This is a genomic window from Gordonibacter sp. 28C (genome assembly GCF_003339845.1).
In the GTDB taxonomy this organism is placed as follows: domain Bacteria; phylum Actinomycetota; class Coriobacteriia; order Coriobacteriales; family Eggerthellaceae; genus Gordonibacter.
Map to the genome: position 1 here is coordinate 158,508 of NZ_PPTR01000006.1, position 22,038 is coordinate 180,545.

General features: G+C 66.5%; 15 protein-coding genes. 5 read left to right on the top strand and 10 right to left on the bottom strand.

The features are described 5' to 3' along the window. Nucleotides 1-20: 20 nt before the first annotated feature. Nucleotides 21-2,129 carry an alkyl/aryl-sulfatase gene (locus C1878_RS09535; protein WP_114601382.1) on the top strand — a complete coding sequence of 703 codons (2,109 nt, stop codon included), beginning with the start codon at nucleotides 21-23 and terminating at the stop codon, nucleotides 2,127-2,129. 29 nt (nucleotides 2,130-2,158) lie between these two features. On the opposite strand, the gene C1878_RS09540 is transcribed toward C1878_RS09535, so the two are convergent. The 9 genes from C1878_RS09540 to C1878_RS09580 all read right to left on the bottom strand — a co-directional run bounded on the left by C1878_RS09540 (nucleotide 2,159) and on the right by C1878_RS09580 (nucleotide 14,719). After that, nucleotides 2,159-2,632 carry an HPP family protein gene (locus tag C1878_RS09540; protein WP_114601383.1) on the bottom strand — a complete coding sequence of 158 codons (474 nt, stop codon included), beginning with the start codon at nucleotides 2,630-2,632 and terminating at the stop codon, nucleotides 2,159-2,161. After that, nucleotides 2,629-4,221, bottom strand: coding sequence for an MDR family MFS transporter (locus C1878_RS09545; protein ID WP_241963689.1), 1,593 nt, complete (start codon nucleotides 4,219-4,221; stop codon nucleotides 2,629-2,631). Before C1878_RS09545 ends, C1878_RS09540 begins: the two co-directional genes overlap by 4 nt. 590 nt (nucleotides 4,222-4,811) lie before the next feature. Continuing rightward, the gene (locus tag C1878_RS09550) at nucleotides 4,812-8,030 is read right to left on the bottom strand and encodes a molybdopterin-dependent oxidoreductase (protein WP_114601384.1); all 3,219 of its coding nucleotides are present in this window, start codon (nucleotides 8,028-8,030) and stop codon (nucleotides 4,812-4,814) included. Nucleotides 8,031-8,052: 22 nt separating this feature from the next. Beyond that, on the bottom strand, nucleotides 8,053-9,318 hold the full coding sequence (gene nrfD / locus C1878_RS09555) for an NrfD/PsrC family molybdoenzyme membrane anchor subunit (protein WP_114601434.1): 1,266 nt from the start codon (nucleotides 9,316-9,318) through the stop codon (nucleotides 8,053-8,055). Between the two features lie 5 nt (nucleotides 9,319-9,323). Continuing rightward, the gene (locus tag C1878_RS09560) at nucleotides 9,324-9,971 is read right to left on the bottom strand and encodes a 4Fe-4S dicluster domain-containing protein (RefSeq protein ID WP_114601385.1); all 648 of its coding nucleotides are present in this window, start codon (nucleotides 9,969-9,971) and stop codon (nucleotides 9,324-9,326) included. 400 nt (nucleotides 9,972-10,371) lie between these two features. Further along, nucleotides 10,372-11,238 (bottom strand): NrfD/PsrC family molybdoenzyme membrane anchor subunit, encoded by an 867-nt coding sequence (nrfD, locus tag C1878_RS09565; protein ID WP_114601386.1) that lies wholly within the window; start codon nucleotides 11,236-11,238, stop codon nucleotides 10,372-10,374. Between the two features lie 7 nt (nucleotides 11,239-11,245). Further along, on the bottom strand, nucleotides 11,246-11,782 hold the full coding sequence (locus C1878_RS09570; protein WP_114601387.1) for a 4Fe-4S dicluster domain-containing protein: 537 nt from the start codon (nucleotides 11,780-11,782) through the stop codon (nucleotides 11,246-11,248). 1 nt (nucleotide 11,783) lies between these two features. After that, entirely contained in the window at nucleotides 11,784-13,982 is a 2,199-nt protein-coding gene (locus C1878_RS09575; protein WP_114601388.1) for a molybdopterin-dependent oxidoreductase, read from the bottom strand. A 68-nt stretch (nucleotides 13,983-14,050) separates the two neighbouring features. Then, nucleotides 14,051-14,719 (bottom strand): molecular chaperone TorD family protein, encoded by a 669-nt coding sequence (locus C1878_RS09580; protein ID WP_241963690.1) that lies wholly within the window; start codon nucleotides 14,717-14,719, stop codon nucleotides 14,051-14,053. Nucleotides 14,720-14,929: 210 nt separating this feature from the next. On the opposite strand from C1878_RS09580, the gene C1878_RS09585 reads away from it, so the two are divergent. Continuing rightward, nucleotides 14,930-16,513: a helix-turn-helix transcriptional regulator gene (locus C1878_RS09585; RefSeq protein WP_114601389.1), complete on the top strand. Its 1,584-nt coding sequence runs from the start codon at nucleotides 14,930-14,932 to the stop codon at nucleotides 16,511-16,513. A gap of 6 nt (nucleotides 16,514-16,519) precedes the next feature. On the opposite strand, the gene C1878_RS09590 is transcribed toward C1878_RS09585, so the two are convergent. Then, nucleotides 16,520-18,004 (bottom strand): helix-turn-helix transcriptional regulator, encoded by a 1,485-nt coding sequence (locus C1878_RS09590; RefSeq protein WP_158539779.1) that lies wholly within the window; start codon nucleotides 18,002-18,004, stop codon nucleotides 16,520-16,522. A 297-nt stretch (nucleotides 18,005-18,301) separates the two neighbouring features. Between C1878_RS09590 and C1878_RS09595 the strand changes: the two genes are divergently transcribed. From C1878_RS09595 to C1878_RS09605, 3 genes are all read left to right on the top strand, one after another. Continuing rightward, the gene (locus tag C1878_RS09595) at nucleotides 18,302-19,078 is read left to right on the top strand and encodes a twin-arginine translocation signal domain-containing protein (RefSeq protein WP_158539780.1); all 777 of its coding nucleotides are present in this window, start codon (nucleotides 18,302-18,304) and stop codon (nucleotides 19,076-19,078) included. Between the two features lie 87 nt (nucleotides 19,079-19,165). Further along, on the top strand, nucleotides 19,166-21,400 hold the full coding sequence (locus C1878_RS09600; protein ID WP_147272930.1) for a molybdopterin dinucleotide binding domain-containing protein: 2,235 nt from the start codon (nucleotides 19,166-19,168) through the stop codon (nucleotides 21,398-21,400). A 13-nt stretch (nucleotides 21,401-21,413) separates the two neighbouring features. Further along, the gene (locus C1878_RS09605) at nucleotides 21,414-22,034 is read left to right on the top strand and encodes a 4Fe-4S dicluster domain-containing protein (RefSeq protein ID WP_114601392.1); all 621 of its coding nucleotides are present in this window, start codon (nucleotides 21,414-21,416) and stop codon (nucleotides 22,032-22,034) included. The last annotated feature ends 4 nt before the right edge of the window (nucleotides 22,035-22,038 follow it).

Genomic DNA, 22,038 nt, shown 5'->3' on the forward strand with positions numbered 1-22,038 from the left:
AAGCGAGAAAAGGACCCGACATGACCCGACATCATCACGCGCTCGACCGCCGCACGTTCGTGACCGGGGCGTTCGCCACCGGCGCTCTCGTGGCAGCGGGAAGCGCCCTGTGCGGCTGCGCGGCTGGGGGCGCCGAAGCCGACGGCGCATCTGCCGGGAAAGCCGCGCTCGACAACTTGAACGCCGACGTGAAACCCGCGACCGACGCCACCGCCGAAGCCAACGAGGGCGTGTACGCCCTGCTCGACTTCTCCGACGAAACCGAGCGGGAGTTCGCCACGCGCGGGCTCATAGCCGCGCCCGACACGCTGGAGATCGCCGACGACAACGGCAAGGTGGTGTGGAGCCAGAAAGCCTACGCGTTCCTCGACGGCTCGGGCAACGCCGGCGACGTGGACGAAACGAGCGCGGCGGCCGACGCGGACGGAACCGGCCCTGCCGACGCGCCCGACACCGCCAACCCCAGCCTCTGGCGCAACGCCCAGATCAACCACCTCTACGGCCTGTTCGAGGTCATGGACGGCATCTACCAGGTGCGCGGCTACGATATGACGAACATCACCTTCGTCCGCGGCGACACGGGCTGGATCGTGTTCGACCCGCTTATGAGCTGCGAGTGCTCGCGCGCCGCGTTCCAGCTGGTAACCGACAACCTGGGCGAGCGCCCGGTGACGGGCATCGTGATGAGCCATCCCCACATCGACCACTACGGCGGCATCAAGGGCATCGTGTCCGAGGAGGAGGTCGCCGCGCGCAACATCCCCATCATCGTGCCGCAGGGCTTCGCCGAGCACGCCGTGGCCGAGAACGTGTACGCCGGCAACGCCATGGGCCGGCGCGCCGGCTACCAGTACGGCACGTTCCTGAAGGCCTCGCCCACCGGCAAGCTGTCCATCGGCATCGGCATGGGGCAATCCACGGGCACCGTATCCTACCTGGCGCCGAACGACGTCGTCACGACGACGGGCGAGACGCGCACCGTCGACGGCGTGGACATGGAGTTCCAGATGACGCCCGGCACCGAGGCTCCGGCCGAGATGAACACGTGGTTCCCCGGCTACCGGGCGCTGTGGGTGGCCGAGAACTGCACGGCGACGCTGCACAACCTGTACACCCTGCGCGGCGCGGAGGTGCGCGACGGCAACGCCTGGGCGAACTACCTCATGGAAACGCTCGCACGTTACGGCAACGAGGCCCAGGTGACGTTCCAGGCGCACAACTGGCCGCACTGGGGCGCCGACTTCATCCGCGACTACCTCACGAACACCGCCGCCCTGTACAAGTTCATCGCCGACCAAACGCTCATGTACGTGAACCAGGGCCTTACGTCCAACGAGATCGCCCACGCCATCAAGCTGCCTGCCGACCTGGAGAAGAACTGGTACACGCGCCAGTACTACGGCACGGTGTCGCACAACGCGAAGGCCGTGTACCAGAAGTACATGGGCTGGTACGACGCGAACCCCGTGCACCTGGCCGCCCTGCCCCCGGCGGAGTCGGCCAAGAAGTTCGTGGAATACTTCGGCGACGCGGACGCCGTGCTGGCGAAGGCCGCGAAGGATTTCGAAGCGGGTGCGTACCAGTGGGTTGCCGAGGTGACGAACCTCGTGGTGTTCGCCGACCCCGGCAACCGTGCCGCGCGCCTGCTGTGCGCCGACGCGCTCGAGCAGCTGGGCTTCCAAGCCGAATCGGGCCCCTGGCGCAACGCCTACCTCACCGGCGCGAAGGAGCTGCGCGACGGCGTGGACGCCGACCCGAAATACCAGGCCACCGGCAGTTCCGACATCCTGCGCGCCATGACGCCCGCCATGATGCTGGACTACCTGGGCATCCTGCTGGACGCGAACGCGGCCGAGAACCTGAACCTCACCGTGAACCTGGCGTTCACCGACGAGGACCCCTACCTGCTGACCGTGCGCTCGGGCGTCGTGCTGTACGAACGCGGCACGCAGGCGGAAGATGCCGACGCCACGCTCTCGATGCCGCGCCTGGGCATGTTCGCCATCCTCAACCGCGACGCCGACGCGCAGGCCGCCTCGATAGCCGTCGAAGGGGACCAAAACGTCATCGCCAAGCTCACCGAGCACCTGACGGAGTTCGACTTCTTCTTCAACATCGTGGAGCCGTAAGGGAGGAAAAGCGGAAGCAGGGCCGGTACCTAGACCTCCTCGCCGAACAGCAGCCGGAAGATGTAGCGCGTGATGGTGGCGCGGCGCACCACGCCCACCAGCACGCCCTTGTCGTCCACCACGGGGATCTTCTTGTACTTGCGCTTGCCCAGGATGTCGGCCACGCTGCCGACGGACTGGTCGGGCAGCACGCACAGCACCTTCTTCGTGGCCAGCTCCATGACGTTGCGGTCTTTGAGAGCGCGCGCCTTGTCCTCGAACGACTCGTTGTCGTACAGCAGCATGGTGGAGTAGCCGCTGAATATGGAGCGCGTCTTCTGCTCGGCCACGGCCTTCATGATGTCGCCGTCGCTGATGAAGCCCACCACCCGGTCGTCCTCGTCCACCACCGTGATGCCGCTCGTGCCCTTCTCGCTGAATATCTGCACGACCTCGCCGAGCGTCTGGTCGTAGCGGCAGGTGTAGGCCTCCTGCTCCATGATGTCCTTCACCGGGTGTTTCATAAGGCTGCTCCCTCGGGGGTCTCGTGCGCGACGGGCGGCTGGGCGCCTCGCGCGGTTTCGCCGGCACGTGCGGTTTTCGGCACCGGCGTCGATTCGGCAAGACGCGCCGCGACCTCGTCGTCGGCCACCGTCGAATCCGGAACCAGCTCGATGCTCGCCGCGCCGCGCTGTTCCGGCTTGCGGCGGTTGCGCACCTTCAGAACGGCCAGCACGAGCGCCACGGCGGCGATGGCGGCCGAAACGCCGTAGGCCACGTCGATGCCGGCGGCGGTGGACTGCACGGGGCCGGCGTCGGCGTTGGCCGCCGTCACCATCGTCATGATGGTGACGATGAGCGCCGTCGATATGGCGCCGCCCACCTGGCGGCCGGTGTTGGAGATGGCGTTGCCGTGCGCTATCTGGTCGTTCTCAAGCGAGTTGATGCCCCAGGTGGTGATGGGCATGTTGGCCAGCGTCAAGCCCGACGACTGTACGACGTAGGCGCACACCAAGTACCAGATGGCCGTGGTCGACCCCACGAACGCGAGCGCCAGCATGGAACCGAACAGCCCGGTCAGGCCCACGACCGCGATGACGCGCGGCCCGAACCTGTCGAACAGCATGCCGCTCACGGGGCTTAAGAAGATGGTGCACACCGCTCCCGGCGTCATGAGGATGCCGGTCTCGAACGCCGTCAGACCCAGCACGTTCTGCAGGTAGATGGGCAGGATGACGCTGCCCACGGACAGCGCCGAGTTGATGACCGTGACGATGACGGCCGAGTAGGCGAACGTCGGGCGCTTCAGCACGCGCAGCTGCAGCAGCGGCTCGTCGATGTGCAGCTGGCGCCGCACGAACCACACGAGCGCCGCCACGCCCACGATGATGGGCAGCACGACCAGAGGGCTTCCCCACCCCAGCGTGCTCGCGCTGGAGAACCCGTACAACAGGCCGCCGAACGCCACCGTGGACAGCAGGATGGAGGGCACGTCGAGGTGCGGCCGCTTGAGCTCGCCCACGTTCGCCAGCAAAAAGAAGCTCACTGCCAGCACGATCACGGCCAACGGCAGCATGGCGCCGAACATGGCGCGCCAGCCCATGGCGTCGATGATGCCGCCCGCCACCACGGGGCCGGCGGCCGGCGCGCAGCTCATGACGATGCCCGACATGCCCATGGCCGTGCCGCGCTTCTCGGGCGGGAAGATGAGCATGGGCACCACGGCCACGAGCGGCAGCTGCACGCCCGCGCCGGCCGCCTGCAGAACGCGGCCCACGATGAGCACGGGGAACGACGGCGCCACCGCGCAGAGCGCCGTGCCCGCGATGAACGCGATCATGGACGCGAAGAAGAGCTTGCGCGTGGGGAACCGGTCGATCAGAAACCCGCTGATGGGAACCATGATCCCGTTCACCAGCAGGTAGATGGACGTCACCCACTGCGCCGTGCCGGCCGTGATGTCGAACGTCTCCATGAGCTTCGGCAAGGCCGGGGAGAGGACGGTCTGGTTCAGGATGGCGAGGAACGCGCCGGCCAGCACGACCCCGATGATGGTGAGCTCCTTGCGCGTGGCCTTGTGCTGCTGCGCGGCCACCGGTTGTTCTGCTTTCAAAACTTGGTCACTGCCTTTCTTCGGAAAGAGCAGGCGCCGACGAGGCGTGCGGACGCGACGTTTGAGCGGCGGTCGAACGGAAAGCGCGGCGGTTCGCCTGCGCGGATGCTCGATCGCGTCGTGCGCCAACGGCCTTGCGGGCCCTATGCGGTTGGAAAGATTGGTGGGGTTCGAAGAAAGCTGCCGCTTACCACAGCATGTTCGAACGGGACGTCGTCGCCTCGGCGCGACGTGTCGGGAAGGCGGTCATCAGAGGAATCCCTTCCACACGCCCGCCTGCACGGGTTCCGCGGCATCGTGTCGCATCAAAGCCTCGCCGTGAAGCGCCGTCATGCCGTCTCACCCCTGTGGTTGCGCGCGCTGGGAGCGCGCTTTCTCGTCTCGTTCCCCTCAAGTATAGCGAAGTGAAAATACCCCGTACCTTCGAGAAAGTTCGCCGTTCAAACGAACTCCACATGACCGCGGAGCCTTGCCAGCCCGGTCGACGGAACGCCCCCGCCAAAGAAAAAGGCGGCCGGTCCCGGCGACGTGTCGCGGGAACCGGCCGCCGAAGCGCGCGGCATGGAAGGCGGGAAGCCACACGCGGACGATCAGGCCTTGCGCACCTCCACGAACAGGTCGAGCTGCGCGGAGCCGCCGCCCACCGGGTCGCACACGCCGCCGCCTCCTTGGACGGTGGGGTCGTCGGGCAGCAGCTCGTTCATGATGAGGCCGCGTCCGCGGCCTCCGGCGTAGCCGCTCTTCTGCTTGCCCGGCACGTCGCCGTCGAGCACGCCGGATTCCTCCAGGTAGTCGGGCGCCGGCGCCAGCACCTCGCCGTCGACGACGAGGGGGCGGGCCCGGTACCCCGTCTGCCCGAACGAGAAGTTGCAGCCCACCACGCCGGGGCGGATGCCCTCGGTCACGCGCACGTGGCCCGATTCCGAGCCCATCGGGCCCGCCACCTTCACGGCGTCGCCGTTTGCCAGGCCGCGCACCGCGGCGTCGGCCGGGCACATCCACACGAAGTTCTCGGTGCCCGTCTCGCGCAGCCAGGGCGAGGCGATGGTGCGGTGCGTGCCGTTCGTGCGCGCCTTCCAGTTGACGAAGGCGAGCGGACGCTCGGCCGGGGCCTCGAACGCCGAGCCGTCGGCGTAGGCAACCGGAGTCGCGGCGGCCAGGCCGTCGAAGTTCTTCCCGGTGAGGGCGTTTTTCGTGGACGCCGTCTTCGGGTCGTAGAACGTGCACAAGCCGGCGTAGCGCGTCTTGATGAGGTCGCCCTCGTAGCCGTCGTCCTTCGCGGGGTCGGCCGATCCGAACCGGCCGCCGCGATTGAGCACGTAGACCACCTTCGGCCACTCGTCCTCGTCCACGGCCGCCTTCCATGCGTCGAGGTCGAACGCGTCGCCCAGCGCGCGGGCGCGCACGCGCTCGAACAGGGCCAGCTCCTCGGCGTCGGCGTCGGGCACCGGCTCGCCGGCGTAGGCGATGTTCGCGGCCATCTTCAGCCAATAGTCCTGCTCGTTTGAAAGCGGCGCCGTCTGGCCGCTGTCCTTCTTGCCTTTCGGCACGGCTCCCTCGCCCACGCCCGGCAGGCCGAGTCGTTCCATGATCTCCAGGTAGACGTCCTCAACCGATCGCGGGCCCTCGTAGGCGCGGATGGCGGGCTGGCCGAACTGGATGAGCTGGTACTGCTGGTTCGGGTAGATGGGCTCCTGGCTGAACCGCTCCAGATAGGTGCGGTCGGGCAGCACGAAGTCGGCGTAGCGGGACGTGTCGCCCACCTCCACGTCGAACGACACCAAGAGGTTGATCTTGTCCGTGTCGCACAGCACGTCGGCCATACGGTCGCCGCCGGGCGTGGAGTCGACGAGCGAATGGCGGTGGATGAACAGCGCGCCCAGGTGGTCGTACACGTACCCCGCGCGCAGCGTGGGCACGATCTCGTGCGAGAGGTTGCCCGGCAGCGGGTACCACGGGCGCGGTGCCGGGTAGCCGTCCTGTTTGAAGTAGCTCGTCTTCTCGTACTCCGTCTTCTGGCGCGTGATGGGAATGCCCCAGCCTTCGTGCGCGTTCGGCACGGATTGCAGGTCGTAGCGCCCCGTGTAGGGGGCGAACTTCGCGGCTGCGGCGATGTGCCCGCCCTTCCAGTCGTGGTTGCCGATGAGGAAGTTGAGGTACGAGACGGCGCGCACGGCGTCGTAACCGTTCGCGTGCATGGCGGGGCCGCGGTAGCTCATGACGCAGGCGCGCTTGCCGTGCGAGGTGAACTCGCGCGCCACGTCAACCACGTCGGCCACGTCGATGCCGGCCGCGGCGGCGTACTCCTCGATCGTGCGCTCGGCCAGGCGCTCCTTGAGAAGCGCGAACACGCTCGCAACCCGCGTGGGCTTGCCCTTCACGTCCACCACGCCGTCCACCTCGAGGTCGGCGGGGCCGCCGAGCTCGTCGGCCGCCACGAGCTCGCCGCCCGCGAACACGAACCGCGCGTCGTCGGCAAGGCCGCCCTCGCCCGAGCGCCCGAGCAGCTTCGCCGTGACCACGGGCCTGTTCGGCAGGTCGACGGCCACGAGGTGCGTGGCGTCCGACCAGGTGGGCTCGCCCAAGGCGGCCGCCGCCTTCTTGCCGGGCGCGCGCAGATAGGCTTCGTCGTAGCGTTCGTTCTGCACGATCCACGAGGCCATGGCGAACGCGAGGTCCGCGTCGTGGCCGGGAACGACCGGCAGCCACACGTCGGCCTTCGAGGCGCTGCGGCCCTGGCGCGGGTCCACCACGACAAGCTTCATGCCCCGCTCGCGCGCCACCGACAGGCGCGGCGCAAGCCAGGTCGGCCCCTTGTTCGCGGTCATGGGCTCGGTGCCCCAGATGATGAGGCACTCGCAGTGGTCGATGTCGGCGTACATGCGCTTGTGCCCCGTGGTGGGGTGCGTGCGCGCGTTGCCCATCACGCCGGTCATGCCGCACACGCCGCCGTGGTTGAAGTTGTTCACCGAACCGAAGCACTTCTGCGTGAAGCGGTCGCCTATGAGGAACATGCGGTCGCCGCCGCAGCTGCAGAACAGGTTGGACTTCGGCCCCAGGTCGGGATGCTCCACGTCGATGAGCTTGTCGGCCCATTTCTGAGCGAACGCGTCCTTCGCCATCTCTCCGGCCTCCACCAAGGCGACGTCGGCCTCCACGTCCTTCTTGGGAGCGTAGGCCCACCATTCGGCCACGCCCGGCGTGCCGAGCGACGGCGAGCCGTTCACGATCTCGTCGACAGCCTCGTCCCACGACACCGTCTCCCACTCGTCGGAGCCGCGCCCGCCCACGCGGCGCAGCGGCTGGGTGACGCGCAGCGCGTCGTGAGCGAGCTGGATGCCCGCCTGGCCCTTCAGGCAGATCATGCCGCCGTTGGTCGCGCGACCCTCCACGGCCATGGAGCCGTCGGGCGCGAGCGCGTCGACCGGCGCGGTGCCGTAGGACACGGGCGCGTAGGGCTGCGAGTTGAGCGGCGAGTAGGGGTTGCCGGATATCTTGCGCACGAGCGCCGTGGCGCCCTCCGCCGCGGCCGCGCCCTCCGCGGCGTCGGCCACGCGCACCTTGATGGTGCAGTAGGTGTTGCAGTTGTTGCACATGGACAGCACCACGTCGTCGGCACCGTAGGCATCGGACGCCCGGCCCCGGCCGTGCGGGCTGTCGGTCAGCGGGTCGTTCGAAGCCATGTAGGCGCCCAAGCCCGCACCGCCCGCCAGCGCGCCCAGGGCCACGGCGGCGCTCGCGCCCACGACCGCCCTGCGCGACGGCGTGCCGAACGCCCCGCGCGAATCCTCGTTATGCCATTGATCCATCGTTGCCCTCCCGTCTTGCCGCTCACGCGGCACCTTCAACGCCATTGCCGACCGCACCTTCGCCCGCGCCCATCGCCTCAAGCGGCAGAAGGCGCGCGGCCAGCCCGTACAGGCCGATGGACAGCCCGAGCACGAACACCGCCACCATGATCTCGCCCAAGCTCGGCACGTACACCGGGGGCGCCATGCCCGCCAGCAACGGCACGGAGAAACCGGCCACCACCAGCACGTAGCGCAGCGCGAGAATGCCCGCCATGGCCGACAGGGACGCGGCCACCGCCAGACCCGGCGAGCGCCGGGCGGCGCCCAGGGCCAGCAGCAAGGCCGGAACGACGAACCCGAGGCCGATCTCCCCGACCCAGAACAGCGGCGCCAGGTACCCGCCCGTCATGACCGCCACCGCGTCGGCGGTTCGGGGATCGCTGGAAAGCAACGCGGGCGCCAGCTGGAAGAACACGCAGAGGGCGAGCGCGAACAGCGAGGCCGCGAACACGCGCGCAAGCCCCGTGCACGCCGCCTCGTCGGGACGGACGCCGCGCAGGCGGCAAAGCAGCCGGTAGACCACGATGAGGAACGCCGCCGCCGTCACGACGGCCATGACGTAGAACAGCACCGAGGTGATGCCGCCTTCCCACAGCCCCCGCGCCTTCACCGCGGCGAAGAACATGCCCGTGCCACCCGGAGGCCCCACGAACGACGTTGCCACGCCCACGCCCGCCAGCACGCGAACGACCAGGTTCACGTTGCCGCGATGCGTGTCGGCCCTTCGCCCGGCGGCGGTTTCGCCGGCTGCCGCGCGGGCCCCGCGATCGTTGTACAGCACGAGCGCGAACTGCACGACGGCCACCACCATGAAGAAGATGTACGCCTTGATCTCCCAGGCCAGGGGCGAGGACCAATGGAAGAACAGCAGCGTTCCCAGCGAATGCCTGATGGCGCCCAGGTCGATGCCGATGAAGATCATCGACACGATAAGCGACACGATGCTGCCGCCCAGCGCAAGCCGCGCAATGGGCGCGAAGCGAGGGAGGCGCAGCAGGTAGACGAGCGCCGACACGAGGTACAAACCGCCAGCCAAGCCCGAGAACCAGACATAGACCGCAACCCACAAACCCCAGGGCACGGCGTTGGTCGCGCCGGCCATCGACAGGCCGTTCGCCAACCGGTCGAACATGAAGAAGCCGCCGGCCGCCAAGAGGGCGACCACGATAACCGCCCAAACGGCGGTTGCCCGGCGGGAAAACGGCTCGACGCCGAACGGACGCCTTTTCGCTTGCGTGCGTGCCATGGCGATCACCTCAAATAGTAAACGGACGGTTGGGTACCCAGCTCTTCCTTCAAGCGGAATGCACGGGGCGAGGCGGCCATACGGGCGACCTTCGATGACGGATCGGCCAGGTCGCCGAAGTAGCGCGCGTCGCCGACACACGTCTCGCAGCAGGCCGGAGCCTCGCCCCGCTCGATGCGATGCACGCAGAACGTGCACTTGCGCACGGTGCCGTACGTGGCGCGGTACTTGCCGCGCACGCCCCGGTCCACGCCGTACTCGGGCACGACCACCTGATCGGCCGCCTGCATCTCGCCGGCGTAGCTTTCGCCCTCGTCGGCCGAGCGGGCCCCGTACGGACAGGCGGCGATGCAGTACTTGCAGCCGATACAGCGGTCGGCGTCGATCACCACGATGCCGTCCTCGCCGCGATACGTGGCCTGCACAGGGCACACGGCTACGCACGGCGGGTTCTCGCACTGCATGCAGGGGCGCGGCAGCACCTCGATGCGCATGTTGGGGTACGCGCCCGCCTCTTGCTCCAGCACCACGTTGTACGACACGCCCGGCGGCGTGCGGTTCTCCGCCTTGCACGCCACCGTGCACGAGTCGCACCCGACGCATTTCGCCAGGTCGATGACCATGCCCCAGTGCAGGGAGGCCGAATCCTCCATGTTGGCACCTCTTTCCTCAAGTTGACCCGCACGGCATCGTGCGGACTGCGGCCGCCGGCTCGCTCGAACGCGCGAGAGAAGCCGACGCGTTCGCGAATCCAGCCGGTTTGCGAGCCGTGCGCCTCCTTACCCTAGCGCTTGGCCGCAGCCGCTTGCGAAACGTTGATCCTCCGTATCGGTTTTGGCGGGAGCATGAGAAGAAACATGCCGTTCACCTGCGAAAACAATACGGTCGATCCAATATCGAAAAGCACTCCTCAAGGAGTGCGGAAAGGAGCCGGGCGCCACGGTAAGGGGAGGGGACACGTGGCGCCCGTCGAGCAAAGGCGGCGCCGAAGGGGGTCGGGCCGCCCGAAGCGCCTCCGCCTGCGATCGCAGGCGGGGCGTCGGGAACGTTGCGTTAAAGGAACAGCACGGGCAGCGCGGACAATATGACCAGCAGGCGCAGCAGGAAGCCGCCCACGAGCACGCCCGCCTCGCCGATGAGGCTCACCACCAGCGACGTGGTGGACGTTTCCACCCGCTTGGCGATGAACACCGGATAGCCCTCGATGAGAAACGGCGCCACCAGGCCCAAGATCACGATGCCGCCCCAGAACGCCGGGGCGTACTGCCCCGCTATCAGGGAGTGCACCGACGCCGCGCCCTCGAAGCTGCCGGCGCTCACGATGACGAGCATGGTGAACAGCACCACCATCTCGATGGCCGAGAGGATGACGTGCGACTTCTTGATGAGCCACATGTGCTCGAAGCGCTCGCGGTCGGCGACGAGGCCCACGAGCGACGTGGCCGCAAGGCCCGCCGACAGCGCCGACACCACGAACAGGATGGGCAGGACGGCGTTGTTCCACAGCGGGTACGCCTTCACCACGCCCAGCAGGAAGCCCGTGTAGGCCGCCACGGCGAACGCGAACACGATGCCGATCCACGTGAGCCACTTCGGCACCCTCTTCTTCAGTATCTCGAGGATGGCGGCCGCCAGCGTCACCGGCATGTAGATGCAGATGAAGTACACGCCCAGCGTCATGACCGAGCCCGGGTTCGACACGAGCCAGAAGAAGCGCAGCGGGTTGTGCAGGCCGGCCTCGGCGTCGATCATGAGCATGAGCAGGCCGATGCCCACGAATACAGGCGCGATGATGCGGCCCGCCACGCGCATCTTCACGCTGTCGGGATACTTGGCCTCGACGAACGCGGCCGTCAGGAACGCCCCGGCCGAAGCGCCGGCCAGAAACAAATACCATGCGATCAAAGGTCCCCAAACCATGGTTTCATCACCTCACGTAGTAGATCTTGGACTCGGTCAGGTTGCTCGCGAGCGGCTGCGCATGGTACTTCGCGATAGCCTGCGAGACGTCGCTTTCGGGGTCGTCCAGATCGCCGAACACGCGCGCGCCGGATATGCACGTCCCCACGCAGGCGGGCGGGTTGCCCGGCTCGCCGTTCTCGTAGCAGAAGCGGCACTTCTCCACCACGCCGGTCGATTCCTGCACGATGCGGGCGCCGTAGGGGCACGCGGCCATGCAGTACTTGCAGCCGATGCACTTCTCCGGGTCCACCAGCACCACGCCGGAGTCCGTGACGTACGTGGCGTGCGTCGGGCACACCGCCGCGCAAGGCGCGTCCTCGCAGTGCTGGCACTGGGTGGGCACGATCTCGTTGTACACGTTGGGGAACTCGCCCGTCTCTATCTCGTGGAACTTGATGAAGGCCTCGGTGGGCTCCAGGTGGTTCTTCGCCTGGCAGGCCAGCCGGCAGGCGAAGCAGCCCACGCACTTCTTCGTGTTGATCAGCATTCCGTAGCGTGCCATGTTATGCCTCCACCTTCTTCACCGTAACCGCAACCTCCTGGCTCATCATGGAGCCCACGCCCGGTTCCATGTCGAACGGGATGAAATCCGTGAGCGCGATGCCGTACTGGTACGCGCGCGTCTGCGCCGGCGAGTCTCCGCCGTAATGCGTGGGAAGGAACACCGTGCCGGGTTTGAGGCGCTGCGTGACGCGGGCCTCCACCTGGCCGGTGTGCTCGCTCGACGCCACCTCCACCATGTCGCCCGTCTGCACGCCCAGCTTCTCGGCGTCCTGGGTGGAAATCCAGAGGCGCTCCATGTGGTACTCGCGCGAGATGGCGTTCAGGCACTCGATGTTCTGCGTCATGGTGTGGGAGTGGATGCCTTGCTTGCCGCCCACGATGTAGAACTCGCCGTCCTTCGGCGTGACCTTGCGCGGGATGTAGCCGATGACCGGGTTCAGGCCCGCGGCCCCCACGGCCTCGGAGGAGAACTCGAACTTGCCGGACGGGGTCTTGAACTTCGGCATGCCGTACTTGAAGTCCGGGTCGGGCAGCTCCACCACGCCCTCCTCCTTCATGACGTCGATGTCCACGCCCACGGTGGCCAGCTGCGCCGTTGCCAGATCCTCGGCCGTGAACTGGAAGTACTCGCCCACGCCGCACGCTTCGGCCAGGCCGTTGAATACCTCGTCGCACGTTTTGGCGTCCGGCAGCACCTTGTCGATGGCCGCGGTGCGCATGCCCACGTAGTGCTTCTTGCCGCCGATGAACTCGGGCAGCTCCAAGCGCTCCAGGTACGTGACCTCGGGCAGGACGTAGTCGGACTGCAGCGCCGTCTCGGACATCTGCACGTCGATGGTCACGGCGAGCTCGGTCTTCTGCAGCGCCTCGGTCCACATCTTCGGCTGCGCGTAGCCCTTGGCGGCGTTGCTGTTGTAGAAGAACAGGCCCTTCATGGAGCCGTCGAGCGCCGCCTTGAGCGCGGCCAGGTTCGTGCCGGCGCTGTCGAGGGCGAGCGGGTACTCCTTGTTGCCCACGCGCTTGGCCTCGGGCTTGGCCGGGTCGGCGAAGCGGGCGTCGGTGAGCTTGCCGGCCGCCGGGGACGACGTGAGCAGCGCGCCCCCCTTGGCCCCGTAGGAGCCCAAGAGCGCGTTCACGGCCGAGGCGGCGCGGGCCGTCTCGAACGAGTTCTGGTACGAGCAGCCGATGACGGCGCGCCAGCCGGCTTCGATGGAAGCGGCCGGGGCGGCCTTCGCCAGGGCGCGCGCCAGCTCCTGTATGCGCTCGGCGGGCACGTCGGTGATCTTGGCGGCCCATTCCGGCGTGTACTCCTTCGCCTGCGCGGCGAACTCGTCGAAGCCTGCGGTGTTCTGCTCGACGAACTCGTGGTCGTAGAGGTCCTCTTCGATGAGCACGTTGCACAGGGCCATAATGAAGGCCAGGTCGGTGCCGGGGTTGATGGGCACCCAGTCGCTGGAGAAGATGCCGGAGTTGTTGAGGCGCGGGTCCACGCTCACGATGCGCGTGCCGGCCTCCTTGGCCGACGCGAGGCTCTGCACCGACGAGGGGCGGATGCCGTCGCCGTAGCTGCGGCCGATGAACATGACCATCTTCGCGTTGCCGAAGTCGGTGGAGTAGTTCGACGCGCCCATGGTCTGCATGTAGGCGCTCTCCTTCGACAGGTTGCACGACGAGGAGTGCGCGTACACGTTCGGCGAGCCCAGCGCGTTCATGAAGCGCTTGGAGTAGTACTTGCCCGACGGGCGCGGATCCTGGATGATGGCCAGCGACTCGGGCCCGTTCTTCGCGACGATGGCCTTCACCTTCTCGCCGATCTCCTTGAAGGCCGTGTCCCAGTCGATGGGCTCGAACTCGCCGTTGTCCTTGCGGCGCAGCGGTTGCGTGACGCGCTCGTCGGAGTACGCCATCTGGGCCAGGCCGTGGCCGCGCCCGCAGATGCGGCCCTTCGAGTACGGATGCGTCTCGCTGCCCTTGAGCGTGTACAGCTTGCCGCCCACCGTGGTGGCCACGAGGCCGCACTTGCTGGAGCAGCCGTTGCACAGCGACGGCGCCTGCCGCACCTCGCCGGACATGCCGTCGGCCTCGGCCGCTTGCGCCCGGTCGCGCCATGCGCCCAGCGAGAGCGATCCCGCGGCGGCGAGAGCCGCCGTGGCGGCGGTCCCCTTTAGAAACGTTCGCCTTGAAACGTCTTCGAACATCCCGTTCCTCCCTTTCGTTCGTTCATCGTTCCACGTATCCCAAACGGGCGAAACCGCACCCGTTGTTTCTAGCTCAACGCCATCCGCTCCCTGTTCGGAACGACCGCTCGGACGAGCGCGTCCGTCAGCGCGACGAGGGCCCGCAGATGGGCGACGCCCTCCGCGAGTGCGGCGCGGCGCACGGGGTCGAGCGCGTCGGCGCGTGCCGCCTCGTCGGCCTTGCGGGCCAGCGCCGCGTCGTAGTCGTCCAGCCAATCGAAGTGGTCGGCCGCCAGATCCGCCGCCGCCTGCGCGTTGCCGTTCTCCGCGAACAGGGCCAGCAGGTCGAGCAACAGCGAAAGATGGTCGGGCATGGCCGCGTAGCGCTCGGGCACGTCCAGCTCGAGCGCCGCGCACACCGCTTGGATGTGCCGCGCGGAGTCTCCGAGGTACAGGCCCCGCTGCGCGCCGAAGGCGTTGCCGGGAGCGGCGGACCACGGCTTGTAGAGCGACTCCACCGGCAAGGCCGCCAACGGCATGCCGGGCAGGAGCACATCGTTCTGCAGCGTCGAGCGCACCTGCCATGGAGGCAGTGCAAGGGCGCGCTCCGCTGCGCCGCAGGCGAGCGGCGCCGCCGTCTCGCGCACGTCCCGCCACGCGGGGTTTCGGCATGCGTCGCCGTATTCCGCTTCGGTCACGGATGAAAACAGCGGCGCAATGAGCGATAATGCGTATGCCAGGTTCGATGTCGCGTTCACGAGGGTCGGTTCCTTTCTTCGCTGTCGCCATCGTAGGCGCGCACGTGAAAACGGTTGTCATCAATAATTGATGATTTGCGCGTTTTCCCTGATAGAGGTTCTATCTAAAAGCCATGCCGCTGCGGGGCGGAGCGGAAACGCCCTCCGCCTTCCTGCGGCCGTCACACGAGGTGGGAGGTTCCGTTGTCCGTCGCACACGAACGGCGCAGCATGCGCATGGTGTGGAAAACGATGCGCCTGCGCCATGTGGGCATGGCGTTCTTCTGGGCCTGCAGCATGCTCACGTTCCGCAGCTCCATCCTGCTGTCGGGCACCGCCGACACGCCGGAATACGAATCGCTCGTGGTTATCGTGTCGTTCGTGGCCAACATGACCGCCATGCTGGCCGTGGCCGCTTGGGTGGAGAACGATCCCGTGCGCATCGACCGCATGCCCTCCTGGCCCATGCCGGTGCTCGTGATCGCGGGATTACTGCTGGTGTTCGCCGCGGGCCGCGTGGGCGGCGCCGCGCTGCTGCCGCTGCTACTGGGCGGGGCCGTGCTCGCGGGCGTGGGATACGGTTTCTTCTGGGGCAGCTGGGCCGACTGCTACGGACGCATGCACCCCGCGCGCACCTCGTTCTACCTGCCGGTGGCCTTCCTGCTCACGGCGGCGCTGTTCCTGGCCGTGTCGCTGGCGACCGAATATCTGGGCGTGCCCGCCATCGCGCTCATGGTGCCGCTGCCCTTGGCCGCGTACGCATGCCTGCTGCGATGCCGTGCCGAGAAGCCGGACGGGCGCGCCGCGGCTTCGGGAGGATCGAAGCGCTCGCTTGCCGCCCTGGGCTCGCTCGTCAGCTTGATAGTTGCCAGCCTGGTGCTATCGTGCCTGTTCGGTTTCGTGTGGGAACTCACCGTGTTCTCGGTGGGGTCGGTGAACGAGGCGCACCTGGCGCCGCTCGTGGCCAACCTCGTGGTGGCCGCAGCGCTCGTGGGGCTGGTGCTGTACGCCCGCACGCGCATCAACCTGGATATGGCGTACCGCGTGATCGTGCCCGTGATCGTGGTGCTGTTCGCCGTGCTGCCGTTTTTCTGGGAGACGAACCCGGTGGCGCTCAACATCATCATGAGCGCCAGCTACGGGCTGTTCGACGTCATCATCTGGTCGCTCGTGGTGGCCTGCTCCTACGACTTCGCCGTGTCGGGCTACATCGTGGGCGGCATCGTGCGCTCGCTGTCCGTGCTGTTGCGCCTGATTGGCATGGGCATCGGGTTCCTCATCACGCTCGTGCCGGGCAAGCCGTCGGCGCTCATCGTTGGCGTGTCGATCGGCGCGCTGTACGTGCTGGTTATGCTGGGTCTGTTCAACGCGCTGCGCCGCAAACGCCGTTTGACGTCGACCGGAGGGGGTGTCGAGGAGGCGGACGGGGGGCCTGCGGCGATCGAGGGCGAAGCCGAGCGCGCCATAGAGCAGGAGCCGGCCGCCGACCTCGCGTCCGAAGCCGACGAACCTGTCGCGAGCGCCGCCGCGTCGAAGCCGGCCGCCCATGCGGCGGACGGGACGCAAGCCGCCGCTCCCCCGGCGGAGGACGACGCCGATCAGGCCCTGTTCGCCGCCATAGCCGAGGATTACGGTCTCACCCGCCGCGAGGCCGAGGTGCTGCCCTACCTGGCGCGCGGCCGCTCGGCCAAGGTCATCGCCGAGGCCCTGTTCGTGTCCGAGAGCACGGTGCGCACCCACATCCGCCGCATCCTGGAGAAAACCGACCTGCATTCCAAGCAGCAGGTCATCGACCTGATCGAGAAGTACGGCTAGCAGCCGTCACGCCTCGGGCTCGTCCCGCTTCACCGCAGGACGCAGCAGGTCCATGAACTCCTGCTGCGAGTGCACGCCGCACTTCGCGTAGATGTTGCGCGCGTGAGCGTGCACGGTGTTGAGCGATATGACGAGCTCGTCGCGGATGTAGGGCCGGCTGCGTCCCGCCAAAAGCAGCTCCGCCACCTCCGTCTCGCGGTTCGACAGGCCGTAGGCCGCGCGCAGCTCCTCGGCTTGCTGCGCGAACAGGGCGTTGATGTCGTCAGCGGTGGACGTGCCGCCCGCGGCTTCCGCGTCCACCTCGTCCTCGCGGGCCTTCCAACGCGGGCTCATGCGGAAAAACGACCAGCGCGGATTGAAGCCCACCACCATGGCCACCAGCAGCACCGCCACGAAGAACAGCAGCGATTCGTTCATCACGTTCGTGGCGGTCACGCCGTCGATGACGATGAGACCGTAACCCGTTCCCAAGAAGATGCCAACGCCCTCGGCGGCAAACATGGCCCCGAACAGGACGTATGCCGGGATACGAGAGCGCCGCACGTATTTCGGCGCCGCAATCCAGAAGCTGAACTGCACGCCGAACATGCCGATGAAGTTCACCGTGTACGCCACGATCCTCTGCACCGGGTCATCGTAGTTGTAATATAGCAGCGCATAGCTCAGCAGCAGAAAGGGCAGACCCCATCGGAACATGAGCGTGAAGTTCAAATGGCGCGACAATTTTATGCACGACAGCAAGGCGATGATGGAGAGCACGGACGAGCACGAGAACGGCACGAGATAATGCATAAACCGATCGCCCACCACGTCGGGCGTGGAGAGCAGCCTGAAATAGGCGAACTGGAACCACAGCATGGCAAACAGCAGGCACAGCGTCACGATACTCGCCAGCGCATGGACGAGTTCGCGCCCATGCACTCGCCGGTCCACGTCGGCAATCCCCTCGTCCCCGCCGTGCGCCGCTTCGGCGGTGCGGAACGCGAAGTACATCGAAAGAACGGGGAGCAGGGCGTCCACCACCATTGACGCGGGCCCTTTGAGCGCGAGCAGCGCGAAATAGATGAAAAACGACAGGATGAAGGAGGCGGGGGCCGAAAACTCGATGGCCGCCTCGTTGTACCTGCTCATTCGATCGCCCCACACCAACGCCATCAACGCAAAACCCATGCCCGCTATCATGCCGCCCACAGCCGACACCGTCTGATAGGTTTCCACGCTGAAAAAGCTCGTCCAAATAACCGCGGTGCCGCCGGCGGCGAGAAATGCCGCCGCGAATCCGCAGGCCTTCTTGCCAGCGAGCGACGTTCTGGCAGAAGCGAGCATGACCACGATGGAGCCGATGGCGATGAACAACCCCGCCCACACCCACACGCGTTCGCTGCTTCTAACCACATGGATAATAGGAACGAGCCCGCACGAGAAGAACGAGTAGTAGTTCCAAGCCAAGAAGAAGGCGAACCCTATCGCTTGCCTCCGATACACCCTCATATGTTCTGCAAGATACTGAACCATGCGGTTGTCCCCCAAGACAGATCTGGGGATCGCCGAGCGATCCCTCCCCCCGTTCCATGGTACCGCAAACCACGGGAAAAGTGGCTGAAGCCTCGCCTCTCCCATCTGCGGAAAAAGGAAAATAGTCACATCATGACTATGCCTTTGGAGACGTTTGGACATGTTTTACGGCAACGTGGTGATGCGCCCGCACCCTGCGCCGGGGATGATGGCGGGAAGGTCGGGCGCATTCGCGCGGTCGACCGGTTCACCGGAGGAGAAGAAGGAGGGAGTATGGCAAGCATCAACCTGGATCGCAGGAGCTTCCTAAAGGCCGCAGGCGGCCTGGGAGCCCTTTCGATCGCCGGCGTGGGGATCGCCGGCCAACCGCACAAGGCGCATGCCGAAGATGCCGCGTTTCCCGAGCAGAAACACGGGCAACCGCTCGAGGCTGTCGTCGACCCCGCAACGGGCAAGCTCGAAATCAACGACGACGTGATCGTGCGCTACAGCGCGTGCCTGGGCTGCTACAGCTCGTGCGGCAACCGGCTCAAGCTCGACCGCGCATCGGGCAGGCTTATCTCGGTGGGCGGCAACCCCTACCATCCCAGCTGCGCGTACCCGTTTTTGAACTTCGACGAGCCGCTCAGCGAGGCGTACCAATCCATGGGGTTCGCATCCGGCAAGGGCAATCTCACGCGCGGCACCATTTGCGGGCGAGGCCAAGCGACGCAAGACGTGTACGCACAGCCGAACCGCATCACCGCACCGCTCAAACGCGCCGGAAAACGCGGCGAGGGCAAGTGGAAACCCATTAGCTGGGACGACCTTATCAAGGAAGTCGTCGACGGCGGCAAGCTGTTCGCCGACGCGGGAGAGGATCGCGAAGTAGAAGGCTTCAAGGCGTTGCACGACACCGAAACGTCCATGAACCCCGACCAGCCCGACTTGGGACCCGTGTCGAACCAGTTCGTCATGCTGGGCGGGCGCGGCGACGGCCGCACGACCATCGGAACCAGGTTCACCAACTGCTTCGGCTCCCTGAACCAGTACGGCCACGGCTCCACTTGAGGCGGCTCCCAAACAGCGCGTGCGCTGGCAGAGACCGCTTCAAACAACACCCAGCCCGACCTTGAGGAAGGCGAGTACGTCTTGTTCATGGGCGCGTTCCCCGGATCGAACGGAAAGAGCTTCCAGGGAATAGCCAAACGCACCCTCGAACGTCTGAAAACCGGCGAATGCACCATCGACGTGGTCGACCCGGTTCTTGGCAACGGATGCGTCACCCCCACCATCGAGGGGATCAACTGGATACCCATCAAAACGGCGACGAACGCCGCATTCGCGCTCGGCATCGTTCGGAAGATACTCGAAGACAAAACGTACGACGCCGCGTTTCTCTCCTATCCGAACTACCAAAGCGCATTCGCGGGCGGCTTCGCCTCCTACACGAACGCAAGCCACCTCGTCATCGTCGACGAGAGCCACCCGAACTACCGCAAGCTCATGCGCGCATCCGATGCGGGGCTCGAAGAGCCTCCCGCCGATCCGAAGGCAACCACGCCGGTGCCGTATTACGTCGTCATCGACCAGGCCACCGGGCAGCCCGCCATCCACACGCAAAGCGATGCCGCGCAATTCGAGTACGAGGGCGAAGTGAACGGCGTGAAAGTGCGCAGCAGCTTCTTGTTCCTTAAGGACAACGCCTACGAGCACACCATGGACGAATACGCCGAGATCACCGGCACCTCCGTTGCCACCATGGAGCGCATCGCCAAGGAGTTCGTCTCCCACGGCACCAAGGCATCGGCGCGCCTCGGCTTCGGCGGCTCGGCGACGGCCAACGGCACCACCGGCGTGCTGGCCTACCCGGCCCTCAACGGCCTTATCGGCTCCGCCCAGATGACCGGCGGCTGCAATTGCTACCGCATCGGCTCGAAGACCACGACCGACGGCGATCGCTACAAGCTGGCCACCATCAAGGGCAAGCCGACCGTGTCCGCCAAGAACGCCACGTACATTTGCCGAACGCAGAAGCTGTTCTCGCAAACCGACGAGTACAAGGCGCGCGTCGCAGCAGGCGAGAAGGACCCGAAGCCCAAGCTTCCCTGGCTCAACGTGCCTTCCACCTCCGACAACCAGGCGCTCGTGTCCATCGTGAACGAGTACCCCTATCAGGCGAAGATCCTCGTGTCCTGGATGACGAACACCATTCAGGCCACCTCGGGAGCGTTGCGCGACAGCGTGATCGAAAAGCTCAAGGACACGTCCGTCGTGCCCCTGCACATAGCCTGCGACGCCTTCATCGGCGAGCACGCGCAGCTGGCCGACTACATCGTACCCGACACCACGCCGTTCGAAAGCTTCGGCCTGGTCACGCAGGAGGGCTATTGGCGCGGCAAAGGCAACACCGTGCGCTGGCAGGCCAAGCAGCCCAGCACCGTCGAGCTGTCCGACGGCCGTTTCGCCAGTTTCGAGGCATTCTGCGTCGACGTGGCGAAGGCGTGCGACATGCCCGGATTCGGAGACAACGCCATCGAGGCCACGGACGGAACGGTCTATCCGCTCAACGATGCGGCGGACTTCTTCCTGAAGGCCGTGGCGAACCTGGCCTTCGCCGAAGAACCGGTTGCCGACGTGAGCGCCGAGGACGTGAAGCTGCAGGCGCTCGACGAGCTTCCCGCCGCTTGGAAGGACGCCGTCACAGACGAGGAGTGGCCGAAGGTCCTGAACGTGCTGTCGCGCGGCGGGCGCTTCTGGCCTATCGAAACGAGTCAGAAGAACGGCCGCAGCGCGTACGCCAAGGAGTACCTGATCCAGTATTACAGCGAAAAGAAGGCGCTGAACAAGAACCCTTATTCGGGAGCCTTCCCCGATGCGGCGCTGCGCTACGTGCCCGAGGACTTCTGCGACCGCACGCCCATCGCCGAGGTGTACAGCGAGCAGGAATGGCCGTTCCGCTCCACGAACTACAAGCCGCGCTTCCGCTCGATTTCCATGCAGGCGAACAGCCCCATCATGAGAGACCTGTGCGAGAAGAACTACCTGGAAATCAGCTTGGACGACGCAGCCGCGCTGGGAATCAAGGATGGCGACACCGTGAGCATCACGAATCCCACGGGCGACGTCATGAAGGGCGAGGCCATGGTGCGCGCCGGCATTGCGCGCGGCACGTTCGGCGTGGCCTACGGCTACGGGCACCATGCGTACGGCGCGCAGGATACCGAGGTCGACGGCACGCTGACAAAGGGCGATCCCGCCATCGGCTCGGGCGTCCATCTGCAAACCATGCTCGACCCGACGCTCGAGGACGGGGTTATCTACCCCCACGTCGACAGCGACGCCGGCTCGCCCGGCCGCAGCGGCGGCATGTACAAAATCGAGAAGGCATAAGGAGGGGTAAAAGATGACTGAGAAACGACTCGGCATGTTGATCGATTTGTCCCTCTGCATAGGATGCAACGCCTGCGCCGTGGCCTGCAAGCAGGAGAACGGCGTGCCGCTTACGAAGTTCAACACCTGGGTGGAAAGCTGGGACGTGGGCACGGGCGAGCAAACCCGCCGCGCCAACGAGCCGAAGCTGTGCAACCACTGCGCCGACGCTCCTTGCGTGAAGGTGTGCCCCACGGGCGCCAGCTACCGCACCGAGGAAGGCGTGGTGCTGGTGGACGAGGAGAAGTGCATCGGCTGCAAATATTGCATGGCCGCCTGCCCGTTCCAAGCCCGTTGGGTGGACGACGACACGGGAGAAGTGGGCAAATGCACGTTCTGCTACCACCGCTCGTCCCAGGGCCTGCTGCCCGCCTGCGTTTCGACGTGCGTAACCCGCGCGCGTTACTTCGGCGATCTGAACGATCCCGAGAGCGACATCGCGAAGAAGGCGGCCGAGGCCGGAGGCGAGGCGCTCTACGCCGACCTCGGGCTTGACCCGGCGGTGCTCTACGTGGGGCTCTCCCAAGTGGAGAGCATGCCGGTAACATCCGCCATCCATCGTGGCGGTAACGTCGTCAAGCCGCTGGAGGGGTGATCAG

What these genes read in the sequence shown, in the direction of transcription:
- C1878_RS09535 (WP_114601382.1), top strand. Translation starts at nt 21, where the DNA reads ATGACCCGACATCATCACGCGCTCGACCGCCGCACGTTCGTGACCGGG.
- C1878_RS09540 (WP_114601383.1), bottom strand. Translation starts at nt 2,632, where the DNA reads ATGAAACACCCGGTGAAGGACATCATGGAGCAGGAGGCCTACACCTGC.
- C1878_RS09550 (WP_114601384.1), bottom strand. Translation starts at nt 8,030, where the DNA reads ATGGATCAATGGCATAACGAGGATTCGCGCGGGGCGTTCGGCACGCCG.
- nrfD (WP_114601434.1), bottom strand. Translation starts at nt 9,318, where the DNA reads ATGGCACGCACGCAAGCGAAAAGGCGTCCGTTCGGCGTCGAGCCGTTT.
- C1878_RS09560 (WP_114601385.1), bottom strand. Translation starts at nt 9,971, where the DNA reads ATGGAGGATTCGGCCTCCCTGCACTGGGGCATGGTCATCGACCTGGCG.
- nrfD (WP_114601386.1), bottom strand. Translation starts at nt 11,238, where the DNA reads ATGGTTTGGGGACCTTTGATCGCATGGTATTTGTTTCTGGCCGGCGCT.
- C1878_RS09570 (WP_114601387.1), bottom strand. Translation starts at nt 11,782, where the DNA reads ATGGCACGCTACGGAATGCTGATCAACACGAAGAAGTGCGTGGGCTGC.
- C1878_RS09575 (WP_114601388.1), bottom strand. Translation starts at nt 13,982, where the DNA reads ATGTTCGAAGACGTTTCAAGGCGAACGTTTCTAAAGGGGACCGCCGCC.
- C1878_RS09585 (WP_114601389.1), top strand. Translation starts at nt 14,930, where the DNA reads ATGCGCATGGTGTGGAAAACGATGCGCCTGCGCCATGTGGGCATGGCG.
- C1878_RS09590 (WP_158539779.1), bottom strand. Translation starts at nt 18,004, where the DNA reads ATGAGGGTGTATCGGAGGCAAGCGATAGGGTTCGCCTTCTTCTTGGCT.
- C1878_RS09595 (WP_158539780.1), top strand. Translation starts at nt 18,302, where the DNA reads ATGGCAAGCATCAACCTGGATCGCAGGAGCTTCCTAAAGGCCGCAGGC.
- C1878_RS09600 (WP_147272930.1), top strand. Translation starts at nt 19,166, where the DNA reads ATGGGCGCGTTCCCCGGATCGAACGGAAAGAGCTTCCAGGGAATAGCC.
- C1878_RS09605 (WP_114601392.1), top strand. Translation starts at nt 21,414, where the DNA reads ATGACTGAGAAACGACTCGGCATGTTGATCGATTTGTCCCTCTGCATA.